Genomic DNA, 26471 nt, shown 5'->3' with positions numbered 1-26471 from the left:
TTTATGAACCAGCTGTGGAAAACTTGATCTGGCCACGGATCCAGCCTTCCTGAATCTTAAGGAGGACTATTTCTCTATTTTTTTAAATTTTGAAGCTCTTCCATAGCTGCAGCTACCTGTCTGTCCTGTGAATTTTCTGATTCCCGAAGTTCCTTTATAACGGCATGGGTATCTTCAGTGCTTTTATTCTGGCTCAATTTAAAGGCTGCCTGAATATCAGTAATTTCAAGCTGAAAGCCGATGATTCCTTTCAAATCCTGCTGCAGCATGTGAGAAGGAATGCTTTCCCAGCTAATAGGGGCTTTCTGTCCTGCTTCATATGTATCTATCATGTTTGAAAGCATCTCCTCCAGCTGTTCTCCTTGAAGCGGAAGCAAATTTCCGTAAACGTGGACTGCCTGGTAATTCCAAGTCGGCACATTGGGCTGTGAATACCAGGAAGAAGACACGTAAGCATGAGGGCCTTGAAACATGGCGAGAGCTTCTCCGTTACGAAATGTCTTTCGCTGGGAATTACCGTAAGCCAGATGACCGAGAAGATAATCCCGGTTGTTTTGCTTTACTGCCATAAAAGGCAGATGAGTAGCTATTGGCCTGCCTTCGTGCACGGTAACGAGGGTGCCGAACGAGTGCTTCCTTATAAAAGACAATGCCATCTCCTTATCTTTCACTGCATAATATTTTGGTATATACATAGTTGTCTCCTTTCATTGAAACTGTCTTACATACATTCCATGCAGACTGGTAATTTCCTTTTTCGAATAAGTATGTTGATGCAGGTCCATGTTGTCCATTTGTACAAGCCCTCCTATAGGTTGAAATGGTTTGGCGAACTAATAAAGAATAAGAGAAGCATTTCCGCTTAAATGAAAAAGATTTCTTATTTTAAATAATATAAGGGGATCTTTTCCGGCTATGCTAAAAAAAACCCTTCATTTCATGCTGTTTGAGGTAAATAGGTGAAATAAGTACGGCTATTCTTGGCTATTTTCATGACACTTGAAAGATAAGGGAAAATGTTACGCTTATTTATCAAAGAGCTTAACTTGGTTCCTCAGCATGCCCGCAACTGCGGAATCTTTTTTGGTACTGCAAGGCAAATGAACTCAATTCCAGAAAGGAGCCAAGCAAAAAGCCCCGGAGATACCGGGACTTTTTTATACTTATTTGCTGAACAGCCGCTGAGCTCCATGATTTGTAGGGCCGACATGTTTATTTAATTGAAAGGAATGGCGAATTGCTTCAGTAATAAACTCTTTCGCAGAAAAGATGCTTTGTTTTACATCTAACCCTTTCGCAAGCTGTGCAGTAATCGCTGCCGAATAGGTGCAGCCAGCTCCATGGGTATAGCTTGTTTCAAAGCGCTCTCCTTGAAGCACGTCGAAATGTCTCCCATCATACAGAACATCTACCGCATATGGATGCTGAAGCTTGCCTCCGCCGGTAATCAGTACATTTTTTGCACCAATATCATGAATCTTTGCAGCGGCTTCTTTCATTTGATCTACAGTTGTGATTGCTCCAAGGCCGCTCAGCTGGCCAGCCTCAAACAAGTTTGGTGTAATAACTGTTGCCAGAGGTGTCAGGATATCACGCAGGGCATCAGCCAGCTCAGGATAAAGAACTTCATCTGCTCCCTTACACACCATAACAGGGTCAATGACGACATGCTGATTGTTCATTTTCTTGATTGTATGTGCAGCCAGCTCAATGATTTCCACTGTAGGCAGCATACCGGTTTTTAAGGCGTCTGCTCCAATTCCATCGGCAATCGTGGCGAGCTGTGCTCTAATTGTCTCTATTTCAACGGGGAAAACCTGATGATGCCAGTCATTTTCAGGGTCCATGGCCACAATAACAGTTAGAGCTGTCATCCCGTATACGCCATGCTCCTGGAAAGTTTTGAGATCGGCTTGTATACCTGCGCCTCCGCTGCTGTCTGAACCTGCAATTGTCAGTGCTTTAGGCATTGTCATGCTTGCATTACCTCCAGTTTCATACAATTGATATCTATTAATCTTGTTTTTAGTATATCAATTATAAGTCTGAAGGGAAAATGGCATGCTTTCTTTACTTGGCTGCCACTGCCTTTGAGTATCCATTATTTTTGGCAATGGTTGCAAAAGATTGCTTTGACCGCAGGATCAGTACAGGAGTACCGACTGAGATCTGGTTATAGAGCCAGCGGACTTCTTCATTATGCATGCGGATGCAGCCGGCGCTGACATATTTGCCGATGGAATTCGGATTATTATTTCCGTGAATGGCGTAGGTAGTGCCGTTTGTCCGTCCTATTTTCAATCCGAGCCATCTGTCCCCCAGTGGATTTCGCTTATCTCCGCCCCTGATATTTTCCTTATAATAAGGCCGGTTTTTAATTTTATTGGCTATGCTGAATTTTCCTTCCGGTGTTGCATGTTTCGTTTTTCCTGTGGCAACGCTGAAGGTTTTAACAACCTTTCCTTTTTGAAAGTAGGCAAGCTGATTAGTGCTTTTGTTGATAATGATCAACTGATTTGGCACCGCTTGAACAGGAAGGGAGAACACGAGGAAAGCAGCAAGAAACACAAAGGACAACAAAATCTTTTTCACGTTGTAGACACCCCTAAATATTTTATAAGAAAATTGTAAAACAGAAAAATTAAGAAAAATGTAAAATCCTGCTGAACGATTATAAGAAATATTTTCAATAATGGTGTCACCTTTTTGGGGGGTGCTGCTGGTTGATATGATCCGTAAATATGCAAGCACCGCCCAGGTTTTGCGGTGTAAATTAATTTTAAAATGGAAAGAAAGCTGTTAGATACTAGAAATTATTTTCCAGAAAGAGGAACGAAGCAAAAAAGTATAGCGATAAAGCAATTTTCTCCATGTTGACGAAACCTGAAAGCGCTATTACAATTAGAAAACGATTACAGTTTAAATTTTTAAAAGATTAGTATATTAATTAATTTAATAAACTATTCAATAAAAATTCGCTGAACATGTGAGGAGGGTACAAGATATGGGTTTGCTGACCATAGGGTCCTTTTTATTTTTTACAGGGCTGGTTGCGATTGTTTCATATTTACTAACTAGAAAAGAAAAGCTGGATTCACAGGACGGTTACTTCCTTGGAGGAAGAAGCCTTGGTGCCTGGGTGATCGCGGGTTCCTTGATGCTTACAAATCTCTCCACCGAACAGCTTGTTGGCTTAAATGCCCAGGGCTACAGTGACAATATGTCAGTCATGGGCTGGGAAGTTGGTTCCGCCATTGCCCTTGTGCTTGTTGCGTTTTTCTTGCTTCCAAGGTATCTGAAAGGCGGCATTACAACAATTCCCGACTTTCTTGAAGAACGTTTTGACAGCTCAACAAAGCAAATTGTCACGCTGCTTTTCTTGTTTGGATATATTTTAAACCTGCTGCCGCCTATTCTTTATTCAGGAGCAACAGTCTTAAGCGGGTTATTCAACGTTCCTGAGATGCTTGGTGTAGATTATGCCACTTCTATCTGGATCATGGTATGGGCAATCGGTATCGTTGGTTCCATTTATGCCATTTTCGGTGGATTGAAAGCGGTAGCAATCTCCGACTCTATCAACGGTGTCGGTTTGCTGTTCGGGGGTTTATTAATCCCTATTCTAGGCTTGATGGCTCTTGGAGACGGTTCCATGACAGATGGTTTTCAGAGGATTGTTGAACAGTCTCCGGAAAAGCTGAATGCCATTGGTACTGAAAGAGATCCTGTTCCATTCAGCACGATGTTCACAGGAATGCTTCTTGTTAACCTATTCTATTGGGGTACTGCACAGCATATTATGCAGCGTGCTCTTGCAGCGAAAAACCTCAGGGAAGGGCAAAAAGGATTGGTTATTGCAGCATTTCTGAAGCTGCTTGGACCAGTATTCTTGATCGTCCCTGGAATTATCGCATTTAACATCTTTGGTCCCGGCCTTGAGCCGATGGAAGCGTATCCGCGGCTTGTCAACCATGTACTGCCTACACCTCTTGTAGGATTGTTTGCAGCTGTTTTATTCGGTGCCATATTGTCATCCTTTAACTCAGCGCTGAACTCAACTGTTACACTGTATGCTTTAAATATTTACAAGCCTTATATTAATCGCAAAGCAAATGATGCAAAAGTAATCCGTAACGGAAAAATAGTGGGGATATTCCTGGCTGTTTTTGCAATGACAGTTGCACCGCTGATTCAGTTTGTCCCGCAAGGATTCTTTCAATATCTGCAAATTGTCAACGGCTTTTATAATGTGCCAATCCTGACAATTGTGATTGTTGGTTATCTGACGAAGAGAGTACCTGCTATAGCAGCGAAAATTTCACTTGCATTGTTCATTTCAGTTTATGCTGTTACACAGCTGATCTGGGATGGAGGAGTCCACTTCCTTCACATCTTGGGCGTACTGTTCGTCGTCTGTTCAGGTTTGATGCTTCTCATCGGAAAATTATGGCCGAGGGATACAGACTTTGTGCTGGAAGACAAAAAAGCAGTCGATCTTACACCGTGGAAACTTCTGTATCCAATGGGATTTGCTGCAGTCGTGGCAATGATTGTTGTGTATGTAATGTTCTCAGCGGCAGGATTCGCGAGATAAGAAATATTGCAATCTTTGTGTAAACTCATTGATAAAATGTAGTTTTCAGATTGACAGAAGAATAACGAAAAACAGTAGCCGGTATAGTGGCTGCTGTTTTTTTATGACTAGGGATAGCTGCACTTACGGAAACGGAGTGAGAAAAGCACGCTCAACTTCATTATCATGTACCGCTGTACATGAAGATTAGAAACTGTGCATCTTTCTTTGTATAATAGAGAAGAGCAATACCTGTTGCTTAAAACCGTAAACAGACAGGGTGGTCCCTATGAAAAATGAAATTGAACATCTTTATGATGATTTGTACGATAAAATTGCTGCCGAGCATGAAAAAATAGTTGAGTTTTCTTCATCTGTCAGCGGGCAGAGTCTGACTGAAGCGGAAGAGGAAAAACTGATCAGAATGGAGCTTGCTCTTCAGGCAGGCCGCGATATTCTTGAAAATATCATGGTAAAGGGAACGAGCATGACCATTATGCATAGAAAAGGCTCATTCACCATTCAAATTAACGATGAATAGGAGACATCTGAAGATCTTCCTCGGTGAAGGTCTTTTTGCTTGTCCGGATTTGTCCCGGAGACAGTCCGGTATGCTTGCGGAATACCTTATTTAAATAGTTTGCATTGGTGTAGCCTGACATGAGGGCAACCTCATCCACAGTATATTTGGTCATTTGCAGCAGCTCAATCGCCTTTAAAATGCGGATTCTGGTCAAATATTGAATGGGGGTCAGGCCTGTTGTTTTTTTAAACAATCTTGAAAAGTGGTACCGGGAGAGGCCGGCCGCGAGAGCCATCTCGTCAGGGCTGATGTTTTCCTGAAAGTGATGCTTCGCATAAAGAACTGCACTTACAATTTGCTTGGGCCACTGATCCATTTGTTTATTGAGATTGCCCATATAGTGGTAGAGCTCCATTAGAAAGCGGTAGGCAAGGCTTGAGCCGTGGTATGCATTGGTAATTCTCCTCCCGGCAGCCTCGTCATATATCTCTTTCAACAGGCGTATCGGTGCAGATTCCGGATGAAAGGTGATGATATGTCCTGCTTTATCAATCATCGTTTGCCAGCATCTCTCAGCTTCTCCGCCTATTAATGTAATATAAATAAACTCCCACTTGTCACTATTCTTCGGCAGAAAATAACGGTAATCGCTCGGACTGCTGACCGCAAAAGCCTGGCCGGGATTTAAATCATGATGCCGGCCGTCAATTTCAATAGTTCCTCTTCCAGAAAGGGTGTACTGCAGAATGTATTTCCCAGTATCCTTTCGCTTTGTTCCGCTCCAGTTATAAACAGAGGAGGTTTGTTTATCCCAGCCGACAGACCAAAGCTGGGCAATGTCATTGATGTGTTTATCCATGAACCTGAATGCTACAGATGCGGGCTTAGACTTGTCGGATAGCAAAAAATCACCTTTTTCTAAAATTCAATTATCACAGGCTGAAAAGCAGCACTGAGATTTATACATATAAAATTATATAGAATGAACTCACTTAGTGCAAAAATACGAAAGAGCAAAAAAGTATACTTTTGCTCTGCTGATTTTACCATTGTAATCTTTTAAAAACGGTTCTACAATAGAAGTAGTATTGGATGCGTTTTCAAGAAAATGATTATCTAAAAAAATAGATTTTAATAGAAGGTGATTAGGTGTTGCAGAATCAGTTAATTAATCAATTTAACGAAGTGTTCGGGGAAGGGAGCAATCCGAGAATCTTTTTTGCCCCAGGAAGAGTTAATTTAATAGGTGAACATACCGATTACAATGGCGGCCATGTTTTTCCATGTGCTCTTAGTGTTGGCACATATGCTGTAGCAAGAATTCGGGAAGACCGTAATTTACGTTTTTATTCCCTGAACTTCAAAGAATTGGGTATGATTGAGATTGACAGCAAGACGGTTGAATATGAGAAGAGCCACGACTGGGTGAATTACCCTAAAGGTGTAATCAAAGAATTCTTGGATAGAGGGTTAACGATTCCGAGCGGTTTAGACATTTTATACTTCGGCAACATCCCAAATGGCGCAGGCTTGTCTTCTTCTGCTTCAATTGAACTCGCTACTGCAGTAATGATGAACGAACTTTTCAGCCTTTCATACGATATGCTGGAGCTGGTCAAAATGAGCCAGCATGCAGAAAACAGCTTTATTGGTGTCAGCTGCGGCATTATGGATCAGTTTGCCATCGGGATGGGGAAAATGGAGAGCGCCGTTCTGTTAAACTGTCAAACGCTCGACTATCAATACAGCCCGTTGAAGCTGAATGACGCTTCTCTCATAATTGCAAATACAAATAAACGCAGAGCTCTTGCGGACTCGAAATATAATGAACGCAGAAGCGAATGCGAAAGAGCACTGAAAGATTTGCAGAAGGAGCTGGAAATCACTTCTCTTGGCGAATTAAGTCCGGAAGAGTTTGCAAAGCATGCACACCTAATCTCAAATAAAACAGACCGCAAACGTGCAAAGCATGCAGTTGAAGAAAACCACCGCACTCTTCAGGCAGTGAAAGAATTAGGCGCTGGAGATATCGAGGCGTTCGGAAGCCTGATGAATCAGTCGCACATCTCCCTTAGAGATGACTACGAAGTGACAGGAGCTGAGCTTGACGCTCTGGTGGAAGCAGCCTGGGATGAAGAAGGCACAATCGGCTCCCGTATGACCGGAGCAGGATTTGGAGGCTGTACAGTCAGCATTGTGAAAAATGAGTTTATTGATACTTTCATAGAAAATGCAGGCAAAACGTATTTTGAAAAAACCGGACTGAAAGCTGAATTTTACGTGGTAGCAGTCGGGGACGGAGCAAGAGAACTTAAATAAACAGGAGGTAGAAAAAATGGCGATTTTAGTATGTGGCGGAGCTGGTTATATCGGGAGCCATGCGGTTTCTGAGCTGCTGGACAGAAAAGAAGAGGTAATCGTGATTGATAATCTTCAAAAAGGTCATAAGGGTGCTGTTCTTGAAGGAGCAGTATTTTATGATGGAGATTTGCGGGATCTGGATTTTGTCAGAAGCGTATTTCAAGAGAACGAGATTGAAGCCGTCATGCACTTTGCAGCTGACTCCCTTGTTGGAGAAAGTGTGGAAGATCCACTGAAATATTACGACAACAATGTGTACGGCGCACTATGCCTGCTGAAGGTGATGAAGGAATACCAGGTGAAGAAGATCGTTTTTTCTTCTACCGCCGCAACCTATGGAGAAGCAGAAAATGTTCCGATTACAGAGCAGGAGCCAACAGTGCCGACGAACCCTTATGGCGAAACAAAGCTTGCCATAGAAAAAATGCTGAAATGGTCAGAACAGGCATATGGCCTTAAATACGTTGTACTACGCTACTTCAATGTTGCGGGAGCACATATGAAAGGAATATTGGGCGAGGATCATCATCCTGAAACACATCTTATTCCGATTATCCTGCAGGTGGCTGCTGGAAAACGGGATAAAATCATGATTTTCGGTGAGGACTATGGAACAGAAGACGGCACATGCATCAGAGATTACATTCATGTGACGGATTTGGCCGATGCTCACATTCTGGCAATTGACAAGCTAAGAAGAGACAACGAGAGCGCCACTTATAACCTGGGAAATGGAAATGGCTTCTCTGTGAAAGAAGTGATAGAGGCAGCAAGAAAGGTAACAGGCCATGAAATTCCGGCAGAAGCCGCGCCTCGGCGTGCAGGAGATCCTGCTATCCTGATCGCTTCCTCCGAAAAAGCGATGAAAGAGCTTGGCTGGGAGCCGAAATATGCGGAGCTTGAGACAATGATTGAAAGTGCATGGAACTGGTTCCAAAAACATCCGGATGGCTATTAATTCAACAGGAGGCTGAAGACTATGACGATTAACATTTACCGAGAAATCGGGCGTCTTCTGCAGTATGGAATCCAAAAAAATCTGATTACACCTTGGGACTTGGATGTAACCAGAAACTCCATCCTGGACATATTGGGGCTGGATGATTTTAAAGAAATGGATGTACCGGAAGAACGCCTGGATGCACCCGTAGAGATTCTTGAAAACATGCTGGACTGGGCAGCTGAAGAAGGACTTCTAGAAGAGAATAGTGTGACATACCGTGATTTACTGGATACAAAAATCATGGGAGTTTTTGCTCCTTCACAGACGGAGGTCATACGTACATTTGCGGGTATTGCCGAAGAAAAAGGCCCCGAAGCAGCAACTCAAGCGTTCTACCAGTTTTCCAAGGACGTCTTTTATATAAGAACAGACAGAATTGCGAAAAATGAGCAATGGCTTTCACCAACAAAGTACGGAGATATGGAAATTACGATTAACCTCTCAAAGCCTGAAAAAGATCCGAAGGCCATTGCTGCAGCGAAAAAGCTGAAAGAATCAGGTTATCCAAAATGTCTGCTTTGCAAAGAAAATGCCGGTTACAGAGGACGTGTTAACCACCCGGCTAGGCAGAATCACCGCATCATTCCTGTGAAGCTGAGAGATGAGCAGTGGTTCCTGCAGTATTCTCCTTATGTTTACTACAATGAACATGCGATTGTATTTTCCGGTGAGCATAAGCCTATGAAAATTTCCGGGGAAACTTTTAGCAGACTGCTGGATTTTGTTGATCAATTTCCTCACTACTTTGTCGGTTCAAATGCAGACCTGCCGATCGTTGGAGGTTCTATCCTGACTCATGATCACTTTCAGGGCGGAAATCATGAGTTTCCAATGGCCGCTGCTGAAATAGAAAGGGAATTTTCCTTCCCTGCCTTTCCGGGTGCTGTGGCAGGAATCGTTAAATGGCCGATGTCGGTCATCCGGATTGTGAGTGACAGCAAGGAAGAGCTCGTGAGGCTTTCTGAGTATATTCTAGAAAAATGGAGAATTTACAGCGATCCAAGTGCTGATCTTTACGCTTTTTCGGGAGACACTCCGCACAATACCATCACGCCGATTGCAAGAAGGAGAGGCCGAAAGTTTGAGATGGATCTTGTTCTCAGGAACAACAGAACAAGCGAGGAGCATCCGATGGGGATTTTTCATCCACATGCAGAAGTTCATCATATTAAACAGGAGAATATCGGTTTGATAGAAGTAATGGGACTGGCAGTGCTTCCAGGAAGACTGAAGGAAGAGCTTTATGAATTGGCTGCTGTTCTGCACCGCAGCGATGCGGAAACAGTAATGGAAGAGAATGAACTCATACAAAAGCATGCACAATGGGCGCTGAAAATAAAAGCCGCTCATCCTGAAATGAATGAGGAGAACAGCTACGGTATTTTGCAGCAGGAAGTCGGCAAAATCTTCAGTACAATACTGGAGCATGCCGGCGTTTATAAGCGGAATCAAGAAGGACAAGCTGCTTTTGCAGCATTTACAGACAGCATCATCAGATAGTCATAACAGCATAGAGAGGAGAATGTTTCATGTACATCGGTGTAGACTATTACCCGGAGCAATGGCCGAAAAACAGATGGCCTGAAGATGTGCGTTTAATGAAAGAGCTTGGCATTAATGTTGTAAGGATAGCGGAATTCGGCTGGCAGCTAATGGAGCCGGAAGAGGGCGTGTTTGATTTTTCTCTCTACGACGAGGCAATTGACCTGCTGACGAAAAACGGCATTAAGGTAGTGATCGGAACGCCGACCGCTACTCCGCCGGCATGGATGGTCCAAAAATATCCTGATATTCTTCCAACAGATCCAAACGGGGTGACCATTTCGTTTGGTGCACGCCGCCATTATACGGTCAACAGCAGGACTTATCAGGAACAGACGAAAAAAATCGTAACTGAAATGGCCAAAAAATATGGACAGCACCCCGATATTATCGGCTGGCAGACTGACAATGAGTACGGCCATGAAAAATCAGACCGCAGCTACGGCGATGAAGACCGCCGGGAGTTTCAGGCCTGGCTGAAGGGGAAATACGGTTCTCTTCAAGAATTGAACGAACAGTGGGGAACGGTTTTCTGGAGTCAGACTTATACGGACTGGAGTCAAATTCCTGTTCCGCGCAAGGTATATCAGGAACATAATCCAAGCTTGCTCCTTGACTTTGATCGCTTTTGTGCAGATGCCTACACAAAATATAATAAGCTTCAGGTTGATTGCCTGAAGAAATATATCCGCGAAGGCCAATTTATTACACACAACTTTGTATACACAGACCTTGCCATCAATCAATGGGATATGGCAAAAGATCTCGATTTTATCTCCTTTGACAACTACCCTGTATGGGGCGGGCTTGCAGAGCCGATTACACCTGCTGCGATTGCAACTCAGCATGACCTTTGCAGGGCGACAAAGCATGGAAAAGGCTACTGGGTTATGGAAGAGCTGTCAGGTGCCCAGGGATGGAGCAAAATTGGCTACCTTCCAAGACCGGGGCATATTAAGCTATGGACTTATCAGGCAATCTCAAGGGGAGCAGAAGCCATTGTGTACTTCAGATGGCGTGCAGCTCATTTTGGGACAGAAGAATTTTGCCATGGCGTGCTGGATCATGACGGCAAGCCGAAGAGAAAGTACAATGAAGTAAAAGAGGTTATCGAATCTCTGAGCACGTTCGGTGATGACTGGATAGAAGCGGATTATTCCGCAGAAGTAGGGGCGTATTATGATCTGGAAAATGCGTGGGCATGGCAAATTCAGCCGCAGAGTGATGCGTTTATACACCGTGAAGAATTTTTAAGATTTTACACGCCTGCACATAAATTAAATGCCATGACTGATATCGTGAATAAGGACAGCTCACTGGATCAATACAAAGTGGTGATTGTTCCTATTTATTTCCTGACAAATCCTCAGTTTACAGAAAAGCTGACGGAGTATGTGAAAAACGGAGGAACAGCCGTCTTTTCATACCGCTCAGGGGTAAAGCTTCCTAACAACTTTGTTACTGGACAATCACTTCCGGGTGCGCTGACAGATCTGGCAGGCATTCAGATTCATGAATATGAATCTTTGCAGTCCACGCAGCAGAACACAGTAAGAGGGACAAAGGGAGCGATAGAAGGAATTCAGTCTCCGGCAAAAATCTGGTGCGATTTAATCGAGCCGACGACTGCAGAGGTTCTTGCCGAGTATGAGGATTGCTTTTATGAAGGAACAGCTGCCATTACAAAAAATTCGTTCGGCAAAGGAACAGTTTACTATATTGGTTCTGCTCTGAATGAAGAACTGCTGGATTCCTTGTATCAGGAAATTTTTAAAGAAGCTTCCGTAGAAACTGTCTCAACACCTGATTCTGTTGAGATTGTGAAAAGAACCGGTAAAAAAGGGGTATATCTCAGTGTAATGAACCACTCCACTGAAGAGGCTTCTGTCATACATCTACCTGAAGGAAAATGGAAAGATCCTGCCGCTGGAACGTATTATGAGGGGAAATTAGAGCTGAAACCTTTGGCTGCTCTTGTGCTGATTGGGCAACATTCATAAAAATGTCATAAATAAACCTGGTCAATGCCGGCCGGGTTTTTTATGATGGAGGAAGGAACTTAATCTGGAGGAGACGTTATGAAAAAATTACTGCTATCAATCACCCTGTCATTATCAGCACTGTTTCTTTCAGCCTGCGGAGCAGACGGCGCTGAAAAACAGACAGCGAATGTAGAAGAAACAGGTGTGGTTCATGAAGTAACTATTATTGGTTACGCCGGTAAGGAAGTTGAGGATTTCCGGTTTGAGCCCGAGGAGCTGGCTGTCAAACAGGGTGATAAAGTGAGACTTACACTGGAAAGCGATGATGAAATAGAACATGGCCTTACCATATTTGGAATCAGCAAGCAGTTAAAGCAGGGAGAAACCTTGGAGTTTATCGCGGAAGAGCCTGGAGAACATATTGGGCAATGTTCTGTATTTTGCGGAGCGGGACATGCGGTGATGACATTTAAACTCACAGTGGATTAAGAAGGGAAGAATGTTTGCCGAAATCATTTCTTGGTTATGAATAAGGATAATCAATAAAAGGTGGTTTTGGACTTATGGGATTTATAATTTCTTTAATCATTGCGTTCGTTATTGGCTGGATAGGCAATAAGCTGACGAAGCATGAGATGCCGGGGGGTATCATCGGCTCAGTAATAGCCGGATTTGTTGGGGCTTGGATAGGACAGGGGCTGCTCGGCACATGGGGGCCGGATCTGGGCGGATTCGCCATTATTCCCGCGGTGATTGGGGCTGTTATTTTTATCTTCCTCATCGGGTTAATCTCTCGTTCACGTAAGAAATAGATAGTTTAGGACTGCATATCGAAGGATGATATGCTTTTTTTTCTGCCTTCCATGTAAAAAACGCCCCGGACATGATGCCCGGGACGTTTTCTAAGTGTTTCGTGTTCAAAGCAGAAGCTGCTTATTTATCGTTATATTTTGCAACAAGAACTACTTTTCCGTAGTCAAGTTCTTCTTCATATTTTTCAGCTTCTTCTTTTGAAAGTCCTACACCTTCAAACTTAGCACGAAGCTCGTCTCCGCGGCTGCTGAATACGTTTTTCACTGCAGTGAAAATACCTTGATCCGTAATACCGACTGATTCTGTATTTGTGTTCTCTGTTAAATGCTTGGAGCGGTTAGAATCATGAGCAAACAGGTAAATGTTGTCTTTTTTGAAGCCTTCTACTTCCAGCTGCTCGATTTTTTCTACTGCTTGTACGCCATTTTCCAATACGAATGTTTTCATGTCTAACATCTCCTTTAATTTGTTGATAGTAGTGTATTACCCGCTTTACAGGGAGAGAAACATGATAGAAAATACCAGTATGCTGAAAATTTCATTTTGGGAGCAGGAAAATATGAATTATTCAATTGTGATTGCTACATATAACCGTTTAGTTGAACTGGCAGAATTGCTGGAGTCGATTGTGAGGCAATCTGTGAGGCCAAAAGAAGTCATTATTGTAAATGATGCAGGAGAGTCTGTTGAAGTTCTTTCTGAGCTGTATCCAGAGCTTTCTATCAAGATCACGTCTTTCCTCGAGAACAAAGGGCATGTAGAGGCGAGGAACACAGGTGTAAGGCAGGCGGCAGAGGATATCATCATGCTCTGCGATGATGATGATCTGCTCACTGAAAATCACGCTGCTACTATGTTAAAAGCATTAAGGGATGCAGATCTGGTTTATTCCGACGTGGAAATTGTTGAATTTCAGCGGGTAGGTTCTGTCAGGGTGCCGGTAAACAGAAGAACGTTCGCTTATCTCTATGATCACAGCCTGATGAGGCGTTTCTCAACCTATGTGCCGTCAGGAAGCATGTACAAAAAGAAGCTGCATGAAGAGATTGGCTTCTTTGATAAGTCTGTACATAATTATTGGGATTGGGATTTTATGTTAAGGGCAGCCTCATGCTGCCGGGTAAAAAGAGTTCCTGTTGCAGGTGTGCTCTATGCGTTTTCGGCCGGGGGAGATAATCAGTCTGCGTCCATGTCGGAGCAGCGGAAAACATACTTGGACCGGCTTTCGAAAAAACACAATTTGGGGGAACTGCCGACCAAAAACTTTTTTCTCTTGCTGGAAGAGCCGGAAATGAAAGCGCTGGAGCAAAACACATTGAGAGTATGGAATGGCGCTCCTTTTCGTTCAAGGCTGATATAAAGGGGGTATACTCTCTTAACAGCTGAAAAATGAAGGGAAGGAAGTACGATGACGAAAATACTTAAAAATGATTGGGAGGAGCTGCTTTCTGCTGAATTTTCAAAAGAGTATTACCTCCGGCTGAGAGAACAGCTGAAGGTGGAATATCAGAAGAAAACAGTCTACCCGCAAATGGACAACATCTTCAATTCCCTGCACTTAACTCCTTATGATGACGTGAAGGCAGTGATTCTTGGACAAGATCCCTATCATGGGCCGGATCAAGCGCATGGGCTCAGTTTTTCTGTTCAGCCGGGAGTCAAAAAGCCGCCGTCGCTTCAAAATATCTTTAAAGAACTTCAAGATGATTTAGGCTGTGAAGTTCCAGAAAGCGGCTCCCTGGAGGGCTGGGCAAGACAAGGTGTGCTGCTGTTAAATACAGTGCTTACTGTCAGAAAAGGAGAAGCCAACTCTCATAAAGGAATTGGCTGGGAAATATTTACAAACTCGGTAATCAGGACAATCAGCCAAAGAGAAAAGCCCGTCGTATTTATTCTGTGGGGGAAACATGCTGCTGCAAAAAAGGAGCTGATTGACACAGACAAACACAGGGTGATTGAATCTCCGCATCCCAGCCCTTTTTCGGCTAGACGAGGATTTTTTGGCAGCAGGCCTTTTTCAAAAACCAATGTTTATTTGGAAGAACTGGGAATGGAGAAAATCACCTGGTGTCTTTCAGGATAAAGTGCATCCGGTCAGGCGGGTGTATTTTTTTTGATTTATGCTGTGAAAACAGAAAAAACCTGAACCGCGGGAGGCTGGCTCAGGCTAGGATAAAGAACAGGAAGGCTGAGGGAGGAGAGGGACGGGTACCGTCGTCCCCCAGAGGGACGAGGTACCCGTCCCTGTGTCCCTATTTTAGTGCGTTTACAGCATCAATTAAGCCAAAGCCTGATTCCCCGTCATATCCAGGCTTATTCACATCCTCAGCTGTTGAAGTAATAATATGCTTAACTTGTGAAGGGTTGAGTGTGTCTTTGCCATGCTTTGCAATAATGACACCGGCCAGTGCAGCCGTTTTTGGAGCTGCCATGGACGTTCCCTGATACCAGGCATAACCGCCAGGTACTGTTGATAGGCAGCGCTTTGTTCCGTCTCGAAGAGCAAGATTGCGTGTTTGCAGCCATGCCAGCCCATAATCTCCTCCTGGAGCAGTGACGTCAATCTTTCCAACTCCATAATTTGAATAGTAAGCAAGATTTTTCGCTTCACCGTTAGATGCTGTTCGAATTAATCTTTGGCTGCTTGGGCTTCGGTGAGTAGCACCTTTATCATCTCCTGAAAGCTTGCCGGGACTGGTAATATTAGATGCTGCATTTCCGGCAGAACCTACTACAGTTACGCCTTTGTTAATCGCGTATTGAATAGCCCTGTCAAACAGCCGTACATCAGCCACAACATCCTTTGTAGCATAATCAGGATCCTGGAACCAGTCATAGCCGCCCAGGGACATGTTCACCACATCAACGTTATCGTCAGCAGCAGTCATCAGAGCTTCAGCAATGTCGCTGGTCGCAGCTCCTCCAGTTGGTCCAAACACACGGTAAGCGGCAACTTTCAAATCTGGCCCAATACCAAGCACTCTGCCATTGCCAGCTATCGAACCTGCGACATGTGTTCCGTGTCCATCCTGATCCATAGCATCAGGATAGCCAGGCACAAAGGATTTTCCATATGCATAATTTGCCTTTAAATCCGGGTGGGTGTAGTCAATGCCAGTGTCCACGACAGCAACGACTATGTCTTTGCCATTTATGGATTTTCCGGTCCCGCCGGGCAGCTTCCATGAGGCCCCATTATTGGTTACCTGCTTAATGTCCCATTGATATTGAAGATATAAATCGTTGGAGGCGTTCGGCCCCTCAAAAGGCAGCGCTGCAGTATCCACAGCTCTTTCAGGATACACGGTACTTTCGATATTTACATCTTGTACTTTTGAAGATTTTTTTACGTTTTCAAGGAATTGAGGATGAGAAGATGAAACTTTTACTGCACCTAGCTTGTCCAACTTTGAAATTATCTTTCCTTGTGCACCTTCTACTATGGAAGCAGCATCAGACGGGAGCTGTCCGTTTTGCTTAAATAAAACAAGATAGTTTTTGGCAGGCTCAGCTGCCTGGATGTTTTCTTGCGAAAAACCGGTTAACAAGGATAACAGAAGTAAAGAGAGCAGTGAAATAATGGCTGTTTTCTTCAAAAGTGTAACCTCCTAATGGATCTATGAATTCTGAATTAATAGTAAGAGGAGGCTTGAAAATAGTAAATCAGACCATTCGCTCACTGTTTTGAAACTAAAAAAAGGAAAAACCCCATCATTCTGCAGGAATCTCCTTTTTCAGCTAAGTATTCGTTGATTTACGACTTTATTTTATTCAACTTTAGCACCACTTGCTGCATCCATTAATAACAGCAGAATTTTTCCTTCACTTGCCATTTTTTCATAATGAAGTGTTTCGTCCTCTGTAAATCCCAATTCTTTTAGATTGGATCTTAACGTTTGTGCCCGGTCCTGAAACAGGTTTTCCACCGCTTGAGCAAGGCCGACTTCATCCACTCCGATTGTATTGGCGCTCGCTGCTTCAGCGATCCTTTTGGATTGAGCTTCATCATAGCCTACAATATACATATGATCTGATGACAATCCTTTTTCTTTTAGATGGCGGATCTCCTCGTGAAGCTGTTCTTCATCTTTGAATTCTTTGATTTCCGGTTTCAATGGCGATCACCTCTTTATGCTTTTTCCTTTTACATACACATGTGACGAGAGAATGAAACTTCAGCTGGTTCTCATGATGATGAAACAATAGTAGACAACTACTAAGGTAATAGGTAGCGGGACCTTGTTACTAGCTTCGTTCTTGATTGAGAAGCAGGACGTTATAACCATTTTTTAGAAAATAACAGTTCATAACGTTTAATTTGAGTGGTAAGTGGTATTTGAAGGAGTGTACACAACAAAAAGGAGGATGAAGAACATGGCTAGAAATAATAATGATGGAAAAATGAGCAGAGAAGAAGCTGGGAGAAAAGGCGGAGAAGCTACTTCAAACAATCATGACAAGGATTTCTACCAAGAGATCGGTAAAAAGGGTGGAGAAGCTACATCCAACAATCATGATAAAGAATTTTATCAAGAAATTGGACAGAAGGGCGGAGAAGCCACTTCTAACAATCACGATAAAGAATTCTATCAAGAGATCGGCAAAAAAGGCGGAGAAGCTACATCTGATAACCACGGGAAAGATTTTTATCAGGAAATCGGCCAAAAAGGCGGAGAAGCTACTTCTGATAATCATGACAAAGAGTTTTACCAAGAGATTGGCCGCAAAGGCGGAGAAGCTACATCCAACAACCAAAGCAAAGAAACATATAGAGAGAACGGGAAAAAAGGCGGCAACCGCTCCGGCAACAATAACTAAATTGCGCCAAATTGATTACCACCAAACCTTAATTACATTGTAAGTAAAAATATATAAAAAAACAATCAAAATATATGCTCCCTGCTGTGCGGGGAGTTTTTTTATGTTTACTGGGCAGCGTCATGCAGAGAAATGCCGTCTAAGGAGGTAAAGCTCTCCCCCTAAAGCCGGTGATTTCATTTTTCTATATTTCTGTTTGAAAAACAGGGCGGGAAAAGGGGATAATAAGGGAAGTGCTTAAGTAAAACAACAATATGCTATCCGCTCAACATATTCTGAAGCACTGCAGTTGAGTGAACAAATACACACTCTGGAGGACGTTATCCCTTATGAACATACATATATCAAAGCTTCTGGAAAAAATGGAGCAGGAGCTTCAGCTCGCTAGGCAGGCTGGAGATGAGAACAGAATCAGGGAGCATGTCCTTGTGGTCCAGTCTCTTTGCGAGGTAATCCTGGACAGCGGCCAAGCTTCAGCACCGGCCTCTTTTTCCAGTCAAAATCAGGCTCCTGGAGCAGATGAATTCACTGCGTTGGAGCTGCAGAAAATGATGGGAATCTCTCAGCAAAAATCCTCCGTCAGCAGTCAAAATGTGCTAAAAGAAGATGATGCAAACGGCCATTCCCTGTTTGATTTTTAAGACTTTCTAGTAAGTATAGCCATCCAGCACTTTCCCTCATACTTCTCCTACGGCAGGGAGAAAATGAGTGTACAGTGATTGGAGGTTTATCATGTCAAACACAAAAAGTGATGTTTTGTTTCAAAGTGGTGCGTTTGGCGGAATAGACGACTACTTTCACTTGAAAGAGTCGCATGACCGTTATGACGTTTATGTAAATCATGATTATGTCGGGCAGAAAACCTTGTTTAATGCCCAGGAACACATTAGAGATATAGAAGATTTTCTCCACCATGAGGGTTATCATCAATTTCAGACCAGCACCAAGGGAAATCAATTTTATATAAATGCCGAGGGACGGGATGAAGCAATCGCCCACATCCTCAAAGTGTACCTTTCCATGAGATAAGCCGGATTTTCCGGCTTTTCTTGATTTTACAGCCGCTGATATTGCACAGCTTCTATTACCTGTCACATCTGGTAAAAATGTATCAATACTGTGAATCTTGGCCTTCAAGGTTGTCAGCCTGCAGGGCAGTTATGTAAGATGGAATCAGAATGGAATTTACCATGATAGGGGAATGAACATGAAGCTGTTTCTAATATTAGGGGCAATCAATGCGTTTTTGAGTGTGGCACTGGGTGCATTCGGTGCACACGGCCTGGAGGGAAGAGTGCCTGAAAAGTACCTTCAAATATGGCAGACAGGTGTTACATACCAGATGTTTCATGCAGGAGGATTGTTCGTGGTCGCTTTGCTGTTTGACAGATTGAGTTCAACCGGACTCTTGAGCTGGGCAGGCTGGCTGATGCTTGCGGGTATTCTGTTGTTCTCCGGAAGCCTGTACGTTCTGACTCTTACTCAAATCAGCGTGCTGGGAGCAATTACGCCGCTCGGCGGATTGGCATTTCTTGCTGCATGGACGGTTTTAATTACAGCAGCAGTGAGGCATTTATAGAAAAGCAGGGCTCAGGCTCTGTTTTTTTACTTTTTAAAAAACCCCCGCCATGTTTGGCGGAGATTTTCTGAATTAAATATAGAGGAAGGAATGGATGCGATCCCTTGAAAGAAGGTTTCCAACAAAGAAAGATCCAAATTCTCCATAACGTGCACTCACTTCATCAAAACGCATCTCATAAACAAGCTTTTTAAATTGCAGGACATCGTCTGCAAAAAGGGTAACGCCCCACTCGTAATCGTCAAAGCCTACAGAACCTGTAATAATCTGCTTTACTTTTCCGGCATACTGACGTCCGATCATGCCGTGGCTGCGCATCAGGCTGCGTCTTTCTTCCATAGGCAGCATATACCAGTTGTCATTGCCCTGCCTGCGCTTATCCATTGGATAAAAACACACATGCTTGGATTCAGGAAGCTTGGGATACAGGCGCGAGCGTACATGAGGATTTTCGTAAGGATCTCCATCTCCTCCCATGTAATTGCTTAATTCCACTACAGATACATAAGATCCTGAAGGAATGGTATATTCAGCCAGAAGACTCTTGTTAAATTCCATCTCGATTTCGTTTAATTCTTCCATTGTCGGACGAAGAATCATCAGCATAAAATCAGCCTTTTGGCCGACAATGCTGTAAAGTGCCTGACTTCCTCTGTCCTCTTGCTCTGCAATGCCCCACTTTTCAAGCAGCCCTAAAAACTCATGAACAGCAGCTTGTCTTTCATCACTTGATAACGTTCTCCAAGCTGACCAGTCAACAGTACGGAAATCATGAAGGCTGTACCAGCCGTCAAGTGTTTGGGCAGCTTCATTTGTGCGCATTTCTTCGCTCATATTTTTTCACCCCTGTAGTTTTCTAAGTATTCTCATGACTACTATATCATAGTTTATCCGGAAAACTTTTAAACATTGTTTGCACATTTTGTGAGGTGTTTGAGTATTTCTGAGAAAAATCAGCATGATAAAAGAAGGTATCGGCAGGACTGTAAAATCTGAAAATAGCGACATTTTCCTGTAAGCGCTTGATTGAAGCGGGTATAGTTTAAATTTAGGAATAAGTGGAGTATGCTAAAAATGGATGCTTTAAAATTAAAGGAGGTTTTACATGTGGCAGACTTATTTACATCTTTAAAAGAACGGGTAACAGGAAAGAATTTGAAAATTGTATTTCCTGAAGGTCTCGATGAAAGAATCCTTACCGCTGCTAACCGTTTGGCAGGAGAAGGCATTCTTACTCCTATCATTATTGGAAACAAAGATGAAATTCAACAAAAAGCAGATGAATTGAACTTAACTCTTCAAGGTGTGGAAGTTTTTGATCCTCATACATATGAGGGGATGGAAGAGCTTGTTGCTTCATTTGTAGAGCGCCGTAAAGGCAAGGCTACAGAAGAACAGGCCAGGGAGATTCTGCTTGATGAAAATTACTTCGGTACGATGCTTGTTTACACTGGAAAAGCAAACGGGCTTGTGAGCGGGGCGGTTCATTCTACAGCTGACACAGTTCGTCCGGCTCTTCAAATTATTAAAACAAAGCAGGGTGTGAAGAAAACGTCCGGTGTCTTCATTATGGTGCGCGAAGAAGAAAAATATGTGTTTGCTGACTGTGCAATCAATATTTCACCTGACAGCCAGGATCTTGCGGAAATTGCGATTGAAAGTGCGAGAACGGCAGAAATGTTTAATATTGAGCCGCGCATTGCCATGCTGAGCTTTTCAACAAAAGGATCAGCAAAATCTCCTGAGACAGAGCGTGTCATTGAAGCAGCGAAAATTGCCAAGGAAGCTGAGCCTGGCCTCGTACTTGACGGCGAGTTTCAGTTTGATGCTGCATTCGTTCCATCAGTGGCAGCTTCAAAAGCACCGGATTCTACCTTAAAAGGTGATGCAAACGTCTTTATCTTCCCGAGCCTGGAAGCGGGGAATATCGGCTATAAAATCGCTCAAAGGCTTGGCAACTTTGAAGCTGTCGGCCCAATTCTCCAAGGATTGAACATGCCTGTAAACGACCTGTCAAGAGGCTGTAACGCAGAAGATGTTTACAAACTGGGTCTGATTACAGCAGGACAAGCTCTATAATATTCAACCGTCATTTGCCGGCAGGCTGCAGACATATACACTGGTCTGCAGTTTTTTATTGCATGATGGAAAAAGCAGCAATTGTCTGAAGCACAATGGATTCATCCCTGTCCTCAGCCCTTTGTGATATAATAGCTTTGAATTTTTGTACTAACCAAAAGGAGTTTCTATCATGCTTCAGACACCACTATCTCTGCTTTCCGGGAAGAAATGGAGAATCATTGACCAGTCGGCCATGGGCCCATTCTTTCAGGCAGAGCAGTCTTTTGCAATAGATGATACATTATGTGCCTCTGTTGGAGCCGGAACGTCAGCAGCAACAGCAAGAACATGGGTTCACCACAATACGATCGTTCTCGGCATTCAAGATACAAAGCTGCCCTATTTAAAAGAAGGCATTTCTTACTTGGAATCAAAGGGACATCGGGTGATCGTTCGCAATTCCGGGGGCCTTGCCGTCGTGCTGGACAACGGAGTTTTGAATATCTCGCTGATTCTCCCTCAGCAGGAAAAAGGGATAGATATTAACCGCGGATATGATGCTATGTGGGAGCTCGTCAAAGTGATGCTGAAGAATCACAATGTCAATATAGAGGCGAAAGAGATTGTCGGCTCCTACTGTCCTGGAAGCTATGATCTCAGTATAAACGGACGTAAATTTGCAGGCATCTCACAAAGAAGGCTGCGAAATGGAGTTGCTGTTCAAATCTATCTTTGTGCAGATGGCAGCGGTTCAGAGCGGGCGGGCCTTATACGGGACTTTTATAGCATTGCTCTGAAAAAGGAACAATCAAAGTTCGTTTACCCAAAAGTGGACCCTGTAACGATGAGTTCATTAAGTGAGCTGCTGCAGGCAGAAATCACCGTTCAAAGCTTGATGATGAATCTGCTGCTGACACTCAAGGACTTGAGCAGCAGTATATATGCGTCAGAGCTCACTCCTGAAGAAGCTGAACGGTATGAAGTGAACCTTGCAAGAATGATGGACAGAAATCAAAAGGCCTTTCAGTGAGCGGTTGAACACGGCGGGAAAGAAGATAAGGTAAGGCTGGGACAAAAGTGTTTTAGCCAAAGAAAAATCCGAACTGCATTTCAAGATTCTACTAGAATCATGAATGAGCTCGGATTTTTTCTTTCTCTTTAATGATGATTATCTTACTAAGTGGATGTCAGTCATTCATCCACAAATACAAGCAAAAAACTACTCAACTTGAACTGTATTTTTCAGATACTTGAAACACCTCATAACTTTGGTTTTAGAGGCACTCCGAATCTGACCTCACTTTCATCCCATACCTGAAGGAGTGGACTTTCTCGTTCGGGAAATGCGGTAAAGTTGTGCTAAATGAACTGTTCGACACGGGAGGGGAAAAAAATACTCACAAAAAAACCTTGAAAGGCGGGTTGCCGATCAAGGTTTATAACACCAAGCACACTTTTTGTACAAAATAAAAAAGGAGCAGATCAATTCATCTACCCCTCAATACCTTCTTTATTTACTTCACCAAATTGTCCTCATTTTTTATCTGTTCAATTGCCGACGAAATACTAGAGCTGAAATAGCGAATATAACAAAAGCTGTTATAGAACCAGCCGTAATCATCTTCACTACATTTCCTGTTGGCGGGTTAAAATATAGAGGAACCGAGATAATAAGGACGGCGCCAGTTAAACCCATACCTAAAATTGAGAAAACTATAATTTTATTCATCCAATCACCCCTTATGCTAAAGCGAAGCAGCCTACTACTCCAGCAATACCAGCGCTACCAAGAGCTGCATATGCACCGATACATGCAGCTCATATTGGAGCAGTTATTGGAGTTGGTGCTGCGCAAGAACCCCCACATGAAATTGCAATAACAGTAACTAAAGCACCACCAACACCAAGTATCGATGCAAGGCAGGCAGCCACTGATTTTACACCCATCGGTTGGATTTGAGAACCGGCCAATTCCTCGCTGATCGGGCCGAATTTTACCTACTATTAAAGGGTCCATAATAAAAAGGACAGTAAACTTCATCTTTAGTAAACTTCTTATCTGTTGAGTTTGAACTGTTCAAGTTGGACTGTTGAAAATCAACATTTGATGAAGGTATTTCTTCTGCTTCACTTTCTTTTTTCACTTTTCCATTCCAAAGCTCTGCTTGTTCTTTTTCAATGATGTTTTTAATATCTTCTTCCGTAAACCGTTGGTGATTATGATAGTAAATGTATTCGTATTTCTTTCCAGTCCGTTTTCGTAACTGGACTATGTACCTCTCCTGGACTAATTCGTTCCAAGCTTTTTCAATTTTAGTTCGTTTTGACTTTGCAAAACGCTTGTAAAGTTCTGTCTTATGGATCTTCCATGTTTCCGCATAGGATGTTAAGTGTGCTAATAATCCAATTGATTCTAGGCTCAAATTTTCAACATCTTGAAGCATGTTACGATTAATAGATTCGTAGCCTTTATCCTTAACAAATTTTCTTACGTTTCCTTCTGCCATAATAAAAAGCCTCCCATGAAACCCACTACAGACGTAGAGAATTTTCATTGAAGGCCAAATTAGGAATAAATAAACATCACAGTTTAATTATGTAAATACCGTTAAGGTATATTGAAGTTGAGATTTATTTGTGATATTATTATCTTAATTTGATTCGATGAAAATCTTAATTTGATTCGATGAAAAATCCTCCTTCTGGAATCTTAATGGTTGTCAGGTCGCCAAACTTAGCAATCATTAAGATGTTGGGGATTTTTTTTTGTTTTCTTTTGGTTTTTTTGTATATTTTTGTATATTTATGTAAACTACATTCTATTATAATTGTTAATTTTCGAAATAACAACTGCAAACTACCTATTAAAGAAGACTCCCTATATAGCCCAGTAGAGCTATACCACAAAAAATTAGAACTATTACAGTCCCTGCAGCAATGAGCCAAAGAAATATTTTCCAAAAGAAAATTGCGGTTACAACAGTTGCAAATACTAAAAGAATAAACAAAAGGATCTGCATCCACTGTGATAGTGAAAGGGATAATATAAAAAATACAAACGATAACAACACAATAACTACAAGAACTTTAATGATTATGGAGTTGTTTTTTTTGTTCTCTTTAATTTGTGTACCCATTTAGAAGCTCCTCATTATATACAGGTAAAGGGCTATATGATTTGTCATATAGCCTTTTTATTTTTTTAATGATTCTATAGCAAGTGAAATCACATCAACCATCGTCATATCATTAAAAAACGCATACTCTTTAAGTGTTCTGAAATCGTCTGGACGTATTCTAATTGTTTGGTATTTCTCGTGAGGAAATGTCTTTTTTGAAGTAAAAGGTATTCCTTTTTCTTTAGTTACCTTCATAAAGAATCTCAGCTGTACTTCCACTTGTGAAATATGTTCCAGACGGCAATTCATAGCGATTAGATTCATTATGTTTAATGTACCCCTGTTCGGTAACTTCTTTTGATAAATATTGCAATTTATAATATAAATCCTCAAGTTTATCAGCAATAGAACGATATTGGCTCTTTAAAAAATCTTCATCTAAATCATCCTGATTATATTGAATGTTTTCACATTCATCACCAAGTTTGTAAAGCAAACTTTTTATAGCCGTTTCTACCTCCTTAAAAATCTGTTTTTAAAACATTTTTACCTTCAAAATTCTCATTCCTAATGAGATCTGATTGAATGTCAGAGACAAGCCATATTTTTTCTTCATCATTATAGCTCAAGACTACAGATGCACTCTCAAATACTTCTTCTATAGGCTCATTGTCTGTAAAACCCTTGATATATTCTTTCTGATTGTAATGAAATTCTACAGGAATTGTCACTTGATGCTGACCTTCTTCAAATGTAAGGCTGGCTTTATCAATATCAATTTTTGTGCCTAAAGCTTCGCCTTTCCAATAGTGTTCATTGGTCTTATCAAACTGAATATCATTGGCGTGGTCTTTGATTATTTTGTTAGTTGCAGTCGTAATGATACCTGCATCTTGCTTTACAAACGCTTCAATATGTTGCTTTGTATAGGTATTGATTGTTTCAACAATTTGATCTTTAACGTCGCTGTCAGCGATTGGATCAGGTGTTATATTCAAGCTTCTTGTATCTTTTCCAATTGTCTGTGTTTCGCTTTTAACCACACCCCAAGGAAAAGTTGCTTCACCATGTACTTCAATTGATCCGTCAGTAGAAAATGGTCCGAACAACGCTGCATCATCTTTTCTGGTATTAAGAAGACTTTCCTCCACGACAGTTGCCACTTTTCCTGTATCTTTTCCATTTACGAATACAGACACATCATCCACTGTTGACTCGATTGTGATTTTCTCACCTGTCAAATCAATTGAAACAGATTTTTCATGCTCTGAATCATTAAACAGATTTATCTCTTCGCTTGTATCAAGCTTTGCAAACTCATATTCTTTAGTTCCTGATACTGTATAAATGCCTGGAGGGAGGTTTTTTAGTGTTGCTTCAAGATTGTCATTTTTAGTGGTTAACACTTTTTTGTTATTCACTTTAAGAATGGAATCTGGCTGATCAGATGTAATTGTTAATGAATATGGTCTTGGATGAATTTTATAAGAAGAGAAGAATCCCTTTTCTTTTTCTATGTAGTAATCACCAGATGAGAGGATCTCACCTTCAGTAGCCCCTTTAAATATAATGTTTTGAGCTTTTGCTTCCTTATCGTTTTCCTCAATAGCTACCTGTGCTTTCAAGATGAAAATCATCTCTTTCAAATATGAAGGTTCGCTTTTAGCAAATTCAATTAACTGCTCAAGGTGTTGGTCGGTTAGTTCAATCTCTTTATTAGAATCAATTAAAGATTTAAGCGTTTCTATATCTTCTTGATTTACCGCAGTTTCAAACTGATTAACAACCTCTTCTCCATTTGGCCGAGAAAAATAAAAGAAACAGGTAATCAAAATTCCGACAAGTAAAATGAATGTCAGAAAAATTAAAGGTGTCTTCTTTTTGTTTATTTTTTTTGTCGTTTCCATACGTTTCCTCCTTTAGATTCTTAGTTCACAATACCATAGATTTGAACCGTGATCGTCAAGAATACAATGCTCTTGTCGTCAATCTACAGAAATATCGCGAAGAAAAACAAGCATTGGAACAAGAGAAAACTCGCCAGCAAGAAAAAAAGAAAAAGCAGAAAGATTTCATACAGCTGCTGAACGAGTAGAT

General features: G+C 42.1%; 28 protein-coding genes. 16 read left to right on the top strand and 12 right to left on the bottom strand.

Annotation, left to right across the window (positions count from 1 at the left end):
• Positions 1-74 precede the first annotated feature (74 nt).
• The 3 genes from GJU40_RS03145 to GJU40_RS03135 form a co-directional block, all read right to left on the bottom strand.
• Positions 75-695 carry an FMN-binding negative transcriptional regulator gene (locus GJU40_RS03145; RefSeq protein ID WP_154306294.1) on the bottom strand — a complete coding sequence of 207 codons (621 nt, stop codon included), beginning with the start codon at positions 693-695 and terminating at the stop codon, positions 75-77.
• Between the two features lie 468 nt (positions 696-1163).
• Positions 1164-1976: a bifunctional hydroxymethylpyrimidine kinase/phosphomethylpyrimidine kinase gene (locus tag GJU40_RS03140; protein ID WP_154306293.1), complete on the bottom strand. Its 813-nt coding sequence runs from the start codon at positions 1974-1976 to the stop codon at positions 1164-1166.
• 94 nt (positions 1977-2070) lie between these two features.
• Positions 2071-2592 carry a L,D-transpeptidase gene (locus tag GJU40_RS03135; RefSeq protein WP_343031363.1) on the bottom strand — a complete coding sequence of 174 codons (522 nt, stop codon included), beginning with the start codon at positions 2590-2592 and terminating at the stop codon, positions 2071-2073.
• A gap of 412 nt (positions 2593-3004) precedes the next feature.
• Between GJU40_RS03135 and GJU40_RS03130 the strand changes: the two genes are divergently transcribed.
• Positions 3005-4594, top strand: a complete 1590-nt coding sequence (locus GJU40_RS03130) for a solute:sodium symporter family transporter (protein ID WP_154306292.1) — start codon at positions 3005-3007, stop codon at positions 4592-4594.
• 268 nt (positions 4595-4862) lie between these two features.
• Complete coding sequence (locus GJU40_RS03125; protein ID WP_154306291.1) at positions 4863-5114, top strand: hypothetical protein; 252 nt, start codon at positions 4863-4865, stop codon at positions 5112-5114.
• On the opposite strand, the gene GJU40_RS03120 is transcribed toward GJU40_RS03125, so the two are convergent.
• Complete coding sequence (locus tag GJU40_RS03120; protein ID WP_154306290.1) at positions 5101-5955, bottom strand: AraC family transcriptional regulator; 855 nt, start codon at positions 5953-5955, stop codon at positions 5101-5103. The genes GJU40_RS03125 and GJU40_RS03120 overlap by 14 nt on opposite strands.
• A 293-nt stretch (positions 5956-6248) precedes the next feature.
• Here GJU40_RS03120 and GJU40_RS03115 point away from each other — a divergent pair, with 293 nt between their 5' ends.
• From GJU40_RS03115 to GJU40_RS03090, 6 genes are all read left to right on the top strand, one after another.
• A complete protein-coding gene (locus GJU40_RS03115; protein WP_154306289.1) occupies positions 6249-7415 on the top strand; it encodes a galactokinase in 1167 nt (388 codons plus the stop codon).
• A gap of 16 nt (positions 7416-7431) precedes the next feature.
• A complete protein-coding gene (gene galE, locus GJU40_RS03110; RefSeq protein WP_154306288.1) occupies positions 7432-8415 on the top strand; it encodes a UDP-glucose 4-epimerase GalE in 984 nt (327 codons plus the stop codon).
• A 21-nt stretch (positions 8416-8436) separates the two neighbouring features.
• A complete protein-coding gene (gene galT / locus GJU40_RS03105; RefSeq protein ID WP_154306287.1) occupies positions 8437-9960 on the top strand; it encodes a UDP-glucose--hexose-1-phosphate uridylyltransferase in 1524 nt (507 codons plus the stop codon).
• 29 nt (positions 9961-9989) lie between these two features.
• Positions 9990-12002 (top strand): beta-galactosidase, encoded by a 2013-nt coding sequence (locus GJU40_RS03100; protein ID WP_154306286.1) that lies wholly within the window; start codon positions 9990-9992, stop codon positions 12000-12002.
• Between the two features lie 78 nt (positions 12003-12080).
• Complete coding sequence (locus GJU40_RS03095) at positions 12081-12473, top strand: cupredoxin domain-containing protein (protein WP_154306285.1); 393 nt, start codon at positions 12081-12083, stop codon at positions 12471-12473.
• A 74-nt stretch (positions 12474-12547) separates the two neighbouring features.
• On the top strand, positions 12548-12796 hold the full coding sequence (locus GJU40_RS03090) for a GlsB/YeaQ/YmgE family stress response membrane protein (protein WP_154306284.1): 249 nt from the start codon (positions 12548-12550) through the stop codon (positions 12794-12796).
• A gap of 121 nt (positions 12797-12917) precedes the next feature.
• On the opposite strand, the gene GJU40_RS03085 is transcribed toward GJU40_RS03090, so the two are convergent.
• Positions 12918-13244: a YflT domain-containing protein gene (locus GJU40_RS03085; protein ID WP_425481188.1), complete on the bottom strand. Its 327-nt coding sequence runs from the start codon at positions 13242-13244 to the stop codon at positions 12918-12920.
• Between the two features lie 112 nt (positions 13245-13356).
• Here GJU40_RS03085 and GJU40_RS03080 point away from each other — a divergent pair, with 112 nt between their 5' ends.
• Both GJU40_RS03080 and GJU40_RS03075 read left to right on the top strand, forming a co-directional pair.
• Positions 13357-14157: a glycosyltransferase family 2 protein gene (locus tag GJU40_RS03080; protein WP_154306404.1), complete on the top strand. Its 801-nt coding sequence runs from the start codon at positions 13357-13359 to the stop codon at positions 14155-14157.
• A 48-nt stretch (positions 14158-14205) separates the two neighbouring features.
• Complete coding sequence (locus GJU40_RS03075) at positions 14206-14880, top strand: uracil-DNA glycosylase (RefSeq protein ID WP_154306282.1); 675 nt, start codon at positions 14206-14208, stop codon at positions 14878-14880.
• Positions 14881-15049: 169 nt separating this feature from the next.
• Here GJU40_RS03075 and GJU40_RS03070 read toward each other — a convergent pair whose 3' ends face one another.
• Both GJU40_RS03070 and GJU40_RS03065 read right to left on the bottom strand, forming a co-directional pair.
• The gene (locus GJU40_RS03070; protein ID WP_154306281.1) at positions 15050-16393 is read right to left on the bottom strand and encodes a S8 family peptidase; all 1344 of its coding nucleotides are present in this window, start codon (positions 16391-16393) and stop codon (positions 15050-15052) included.
• 171 nt (positions 16394-16564) lie between these two features.
• Entirely contained in the window at positions 16565-16912 is a 348-nt protein-coding gene (locus GJU40_RS03065) for a YflT domain-containing protein (RefSeq protein WP_154306280.1), read from the bottom strand.
• Positions 16913-17171: 259 nt separating this feature from the next.
• On the opposite strand from GJU40_RS03065, the gene gsiB reads away from it, so the two are divergent.
• The 4 genes from gsiB (at position 17172) to GJU40_RS03045 (ending at position 19194) form a co-directional block, all read left to right on the top strand.
• A complete protein-coding gene (gsiB, locus tag GJU40_RS03060; protein ID WP_154306279.1) occupies positions 17172-17615 on the top strand; it encodes a glucose starvation-inducible protein GsiB in 444 nt (147 codons plus the stop codon).
• Between the two features lie 329 nt (positions 17616-17944).
• Complete coding sequence (locus tag GJU40_RS03055) at positions 17945-18256, top strand: YwdI family protein (protein ID WP_154306278.1); 312 nt, start codon at positions 17945-17947, stop codon at positions 18254-18256.
• Positions 18257-18347: 91 nt separating this feature from the next.
• Positions 18348-18644 (top strand): hypothetical protein, encoded by a 297-nt coding sequence (locus GJU40_RS03050; RefSeq protein ID WP_154306277.1) that lies wholly within the window; start codon positions 18348-18350, stop codon positions 18642-18644.
• A 178-nt stretch (positions 18645-18822) separates the two neighbouring features.
• Positions 18823-19194 carry a DUF423 domain-containing protein gene (locus GJU40_RS03045; protein ID WP_154306276.1) on the top strand — a complete coding sequence of 124 codons (372 nt, stop codon included), beginning with the start codon at positions 18823-18825 and terminating at the stop codon, positions 19192-19194.
• Between the two features lie 72 nt (positions 19195-19266).
• On the opposite strand, the gene hemQ is transcribed toward GJU40_RS03045, so the two are convergent.
• On the bottom strand, positions 19267-20028 hold the full coding sequence (gene hemQ / locus GJU40_RS03040; RefSeq protein ID WP_154306275.1) for a hydrogen peroxide-dependent heme synthase: 762 nt from the start codon (positions 20026-20028) through the stop codon (positions 19267-19269).
• A 273-nt stretch (positions 20029-20301) separates the two neighbouring features.
• Between hemQ and pta the strand changes: the two genes are divergently transcribed.
• Together pta and lipL are read left to right on the top strand one after the other, a co-directional pair.
• Positions 20302-21273, top strand: a complete 972-nt coding sequence (gene pta, locus GJU40_RS03035; protein WP_343031362.1) for a phosphate acetyltransferase — start codon at positions 20302-20304, stop codon at positions 21271-21273.
• A 172-nt stretch (positions 21274-21445) separates the two neighbouring features.
• The gene (lipL, locus tag GJU40_RS03030) at positions 21446-22285 is read left to right on the top strand and encodes an octanoyl-[GcvH]:protein N-octanoyltransferase (RefSeq protein WP_154306273.1); all 840 of its coding nucleotides are present in this window, start codon (positions 21446-21448) and stop codon (positions 22283-22285) included.
• 964 nt (positions 22286-23249) lie between these two features.
• On the opposite strand, the gene GJU40_RS03025 is transcribed toward lipL, so the two are convergent.
• From GJU40_RS03025 to GJU40_RS03005, 4 genes are all read right to left on the bottom strand, one after another.
• Entirely contained in the window at positions 23250-23762 is a 513-nt protein-coding gene (locus tag GJU40_RS03025; RefSeq protein ID WP_154306272.1) for a hypothetical protein, read from the bottom strand.
• 357 nt (positions 23763-24119) lie between these two features.
• Positions 24120-24392 (bottom strand): hypothetical protein, encoded by a 273-nt coding sequence (locus GJU40_RS03020; protein WP_154306271.1) that lies wholly within the window; start codon positions 24390-24392, stop codon positions 24120-24122.
• A 57-nt stretch (positions 24393-24449) separates the two neighbouring features.
• Positions 24450-24698 (bottom strand): hypothetical protein, encoded by a 249-nt coding sequence (locus GJU40_RS03015; protein WP_170289311.1) that lies wholly within the window; start codon positions 24696-24698, stop codon positions 24450-24452.
• A gap of 197 nt (positions 24699-24895) precedes the next feature.
• The gene (locus GJU40_RS03005) at positions 24896-26281 is read right to left on the bottom strand and encodes a TcaA 3rd/4th domain-containing protein (RefSeq protein ID WP_154306268.1); all 1386 of its coding nucleotides are present in this window, start codon (positions 26279-26281) and stop codon (positions 24896-24898) included.
• Positions 26282-26471: the final 190 nt, after the last annotated feature.

This window comes from Metabacillus lacus, from assembly GCF_009674805.1.
Taxonomy (GTDB): Bacteria; Bacillota; Bacilli; order Bacillales; family Bacillaceae; genus Metabacillus_C; species Metabacillus_C lacus.
This window is presented reverse-complemented; position numbering and strand designations above follow the sequence as displayed.

Excerpts from the sequence above, each read along its gene's own strand:
- GJU40_RS03145 (WP_154306294.1), bottom strand. The coding sequence starts at position 695 with ATGTATATACCAAAATATTATGCAGTGAAAGATAAGGAGATGGCATTG.
- GJU40_RS03140 (WP_154306293.1), bottom strand. The coding sequence starts at position 1,976 with ATGACAATGCCTAAAGCACTGACAATTGCAGGTTCAGACAGCAGCGGA.
- GJU40_RS03130 (WP_154306292.1), top strand. The coding sequence starts at position 3,005 with ATGGGTTTGCTGACCATAGGGTCCTTTTTATTTTTTACAGGGCTGGTT.
- GJU40_RS03125 (WP_154306291.1), top strand. The coding sequence starts at position 4,863 with ATGAAAAATGAAATTGAACATCTTTATGATGATTTGTACGATAAAATT.
- GJU40_RS03120 (WP_154306290.1), bottom strand. The coding sequence starts at position 5,955 with ATGGATAAACACATCAATGACATTGCCCAGCTTTGGTCTGTCGGCTGG.
- galE (WP_154306288.1), top strand. The coding sequence starts at position 7,432 with ATGGCGATTTTAGTATGTGGCGGAGCTGGTTATATCGGGAGCCATGCG.
- galT (WP_154306287.1), top strand. The coding sequence starts at position 8,437 with ATGACGATTAACATTTACCGAGAAATCGGGCGTCTTCTGCAGTATGGA.
- GJU40_RS03100 (WP_154306286.1), top strand. The coding sequence starts at position 9,990 with ATGTACATCGGTGTAGACTATTACCCGGAGCAATGGCCGAAAAACAGA.
- GJU40_RS03095 (WP_154306285.1), top strand. The coding sequence starts at position 12,081 with ATGAAAAAATTACTGCTATCAATCACCCTGTCATTATCAGCACTGTTT.
- GJU40_RS03090 (WP_154306284.1), top strand. The coding sequence starts at position 12,548 with ATGGGATTTATAATTTCTTTAATCATTGCGTTCGTTATTGGCTGGATA.
- GJU40_RS03085 (WP_425481188.1), bottom strand. The coding sequence starts at position 13,244 with ATGAAAACATTCGTATTGGAAAATGGCGTACAAGCAGTAGAAAAAATC.
- GJU40_RS03080 (WP_154306404.1), top strand. The coding sequence starts at position 13,357 with ATGAATTATTCAATTGTGATTGCTACATATAACCGTTTAGTTGAACTG.
- GJU40_RS03075 (WP_154306282.1), top strand. The coding sequence starts at position 14,206 with ATGACGAAAATACTTAAAAATGATTGGGAGGAGCTGCTTTCTGCTGAA.
- gsiB (WP_154306279.1), top strand. The coding sequence starts at position 17,172 with ATGGCTAGAAATAATAATGATGGAAAAATGAGCAGAGAAGAAGCTGGG.
- GJU40_RS03055 (WP_154306278.1), top strand. The coding sequence starts at position 17,945 with ATGAACATACATATATCAAAGCTTCTGGAAAAAATGGAGCAGGAGCTT.
- GJU40_RS03050 (WP_154306277.1), top strand. The coding sequence starts at position 18,348 with ATGTCAAACACAAAAAGTGATGTTTTGTTTCAAAGTGGTGCGTTTGGC.
- GJU40_RS03045 (WP_154306276.1), top strand. The coding sequence starts at position 18,823 with ATGAAGCTGTTTCTAATATTAGGGGCAATCAATGCGTTTTTGAGTGTG.
- hemQ (WP_154306275.1), bottom strand. The coding sequence starts at position 20,028 with ATGAGCGAAGAAATGCGCACAAATGAAGCTGCCCAAACACTTGACGGC.
- lipL (WP_154306273.1), top strand. The coding sequence starts at position 21,446 with ATGCTTCAGACACCACTATCTCTGCTTTCCGGGAAGAAATGGAGAATC.
- GJU40_RS03025 (WP_154306272.1), bottom strand. The coding sequence starts at position 23,762 with ATGGCAGAAGGAAACGTAAGAAAATTTGTTAAGGATAAAGGCTACGAA.
- GJU40_RS03020 (WP_154306271.1), bottom strand. The coding sequence starts at position 24,392 with ATGGGTACACAAATTAAAGAGAACAAAAAAAACAACTCCATAATCATT.
- GJU40_RS03015 (WP_170289311.1), bottom strand. The coding sequence starts at position 24,698 with ATGAATCTAATCGCTATGAATTGCCGTCTGGAACATATTTCACAAGTG.
- GJU40_RS03005 (WP_154306268.1), bottom strand. The coding sequence starts at position 26,281 with ATGGAAACGACAAAAAAAATAAACAAAAAGAAGACACCTTTAATTTTT.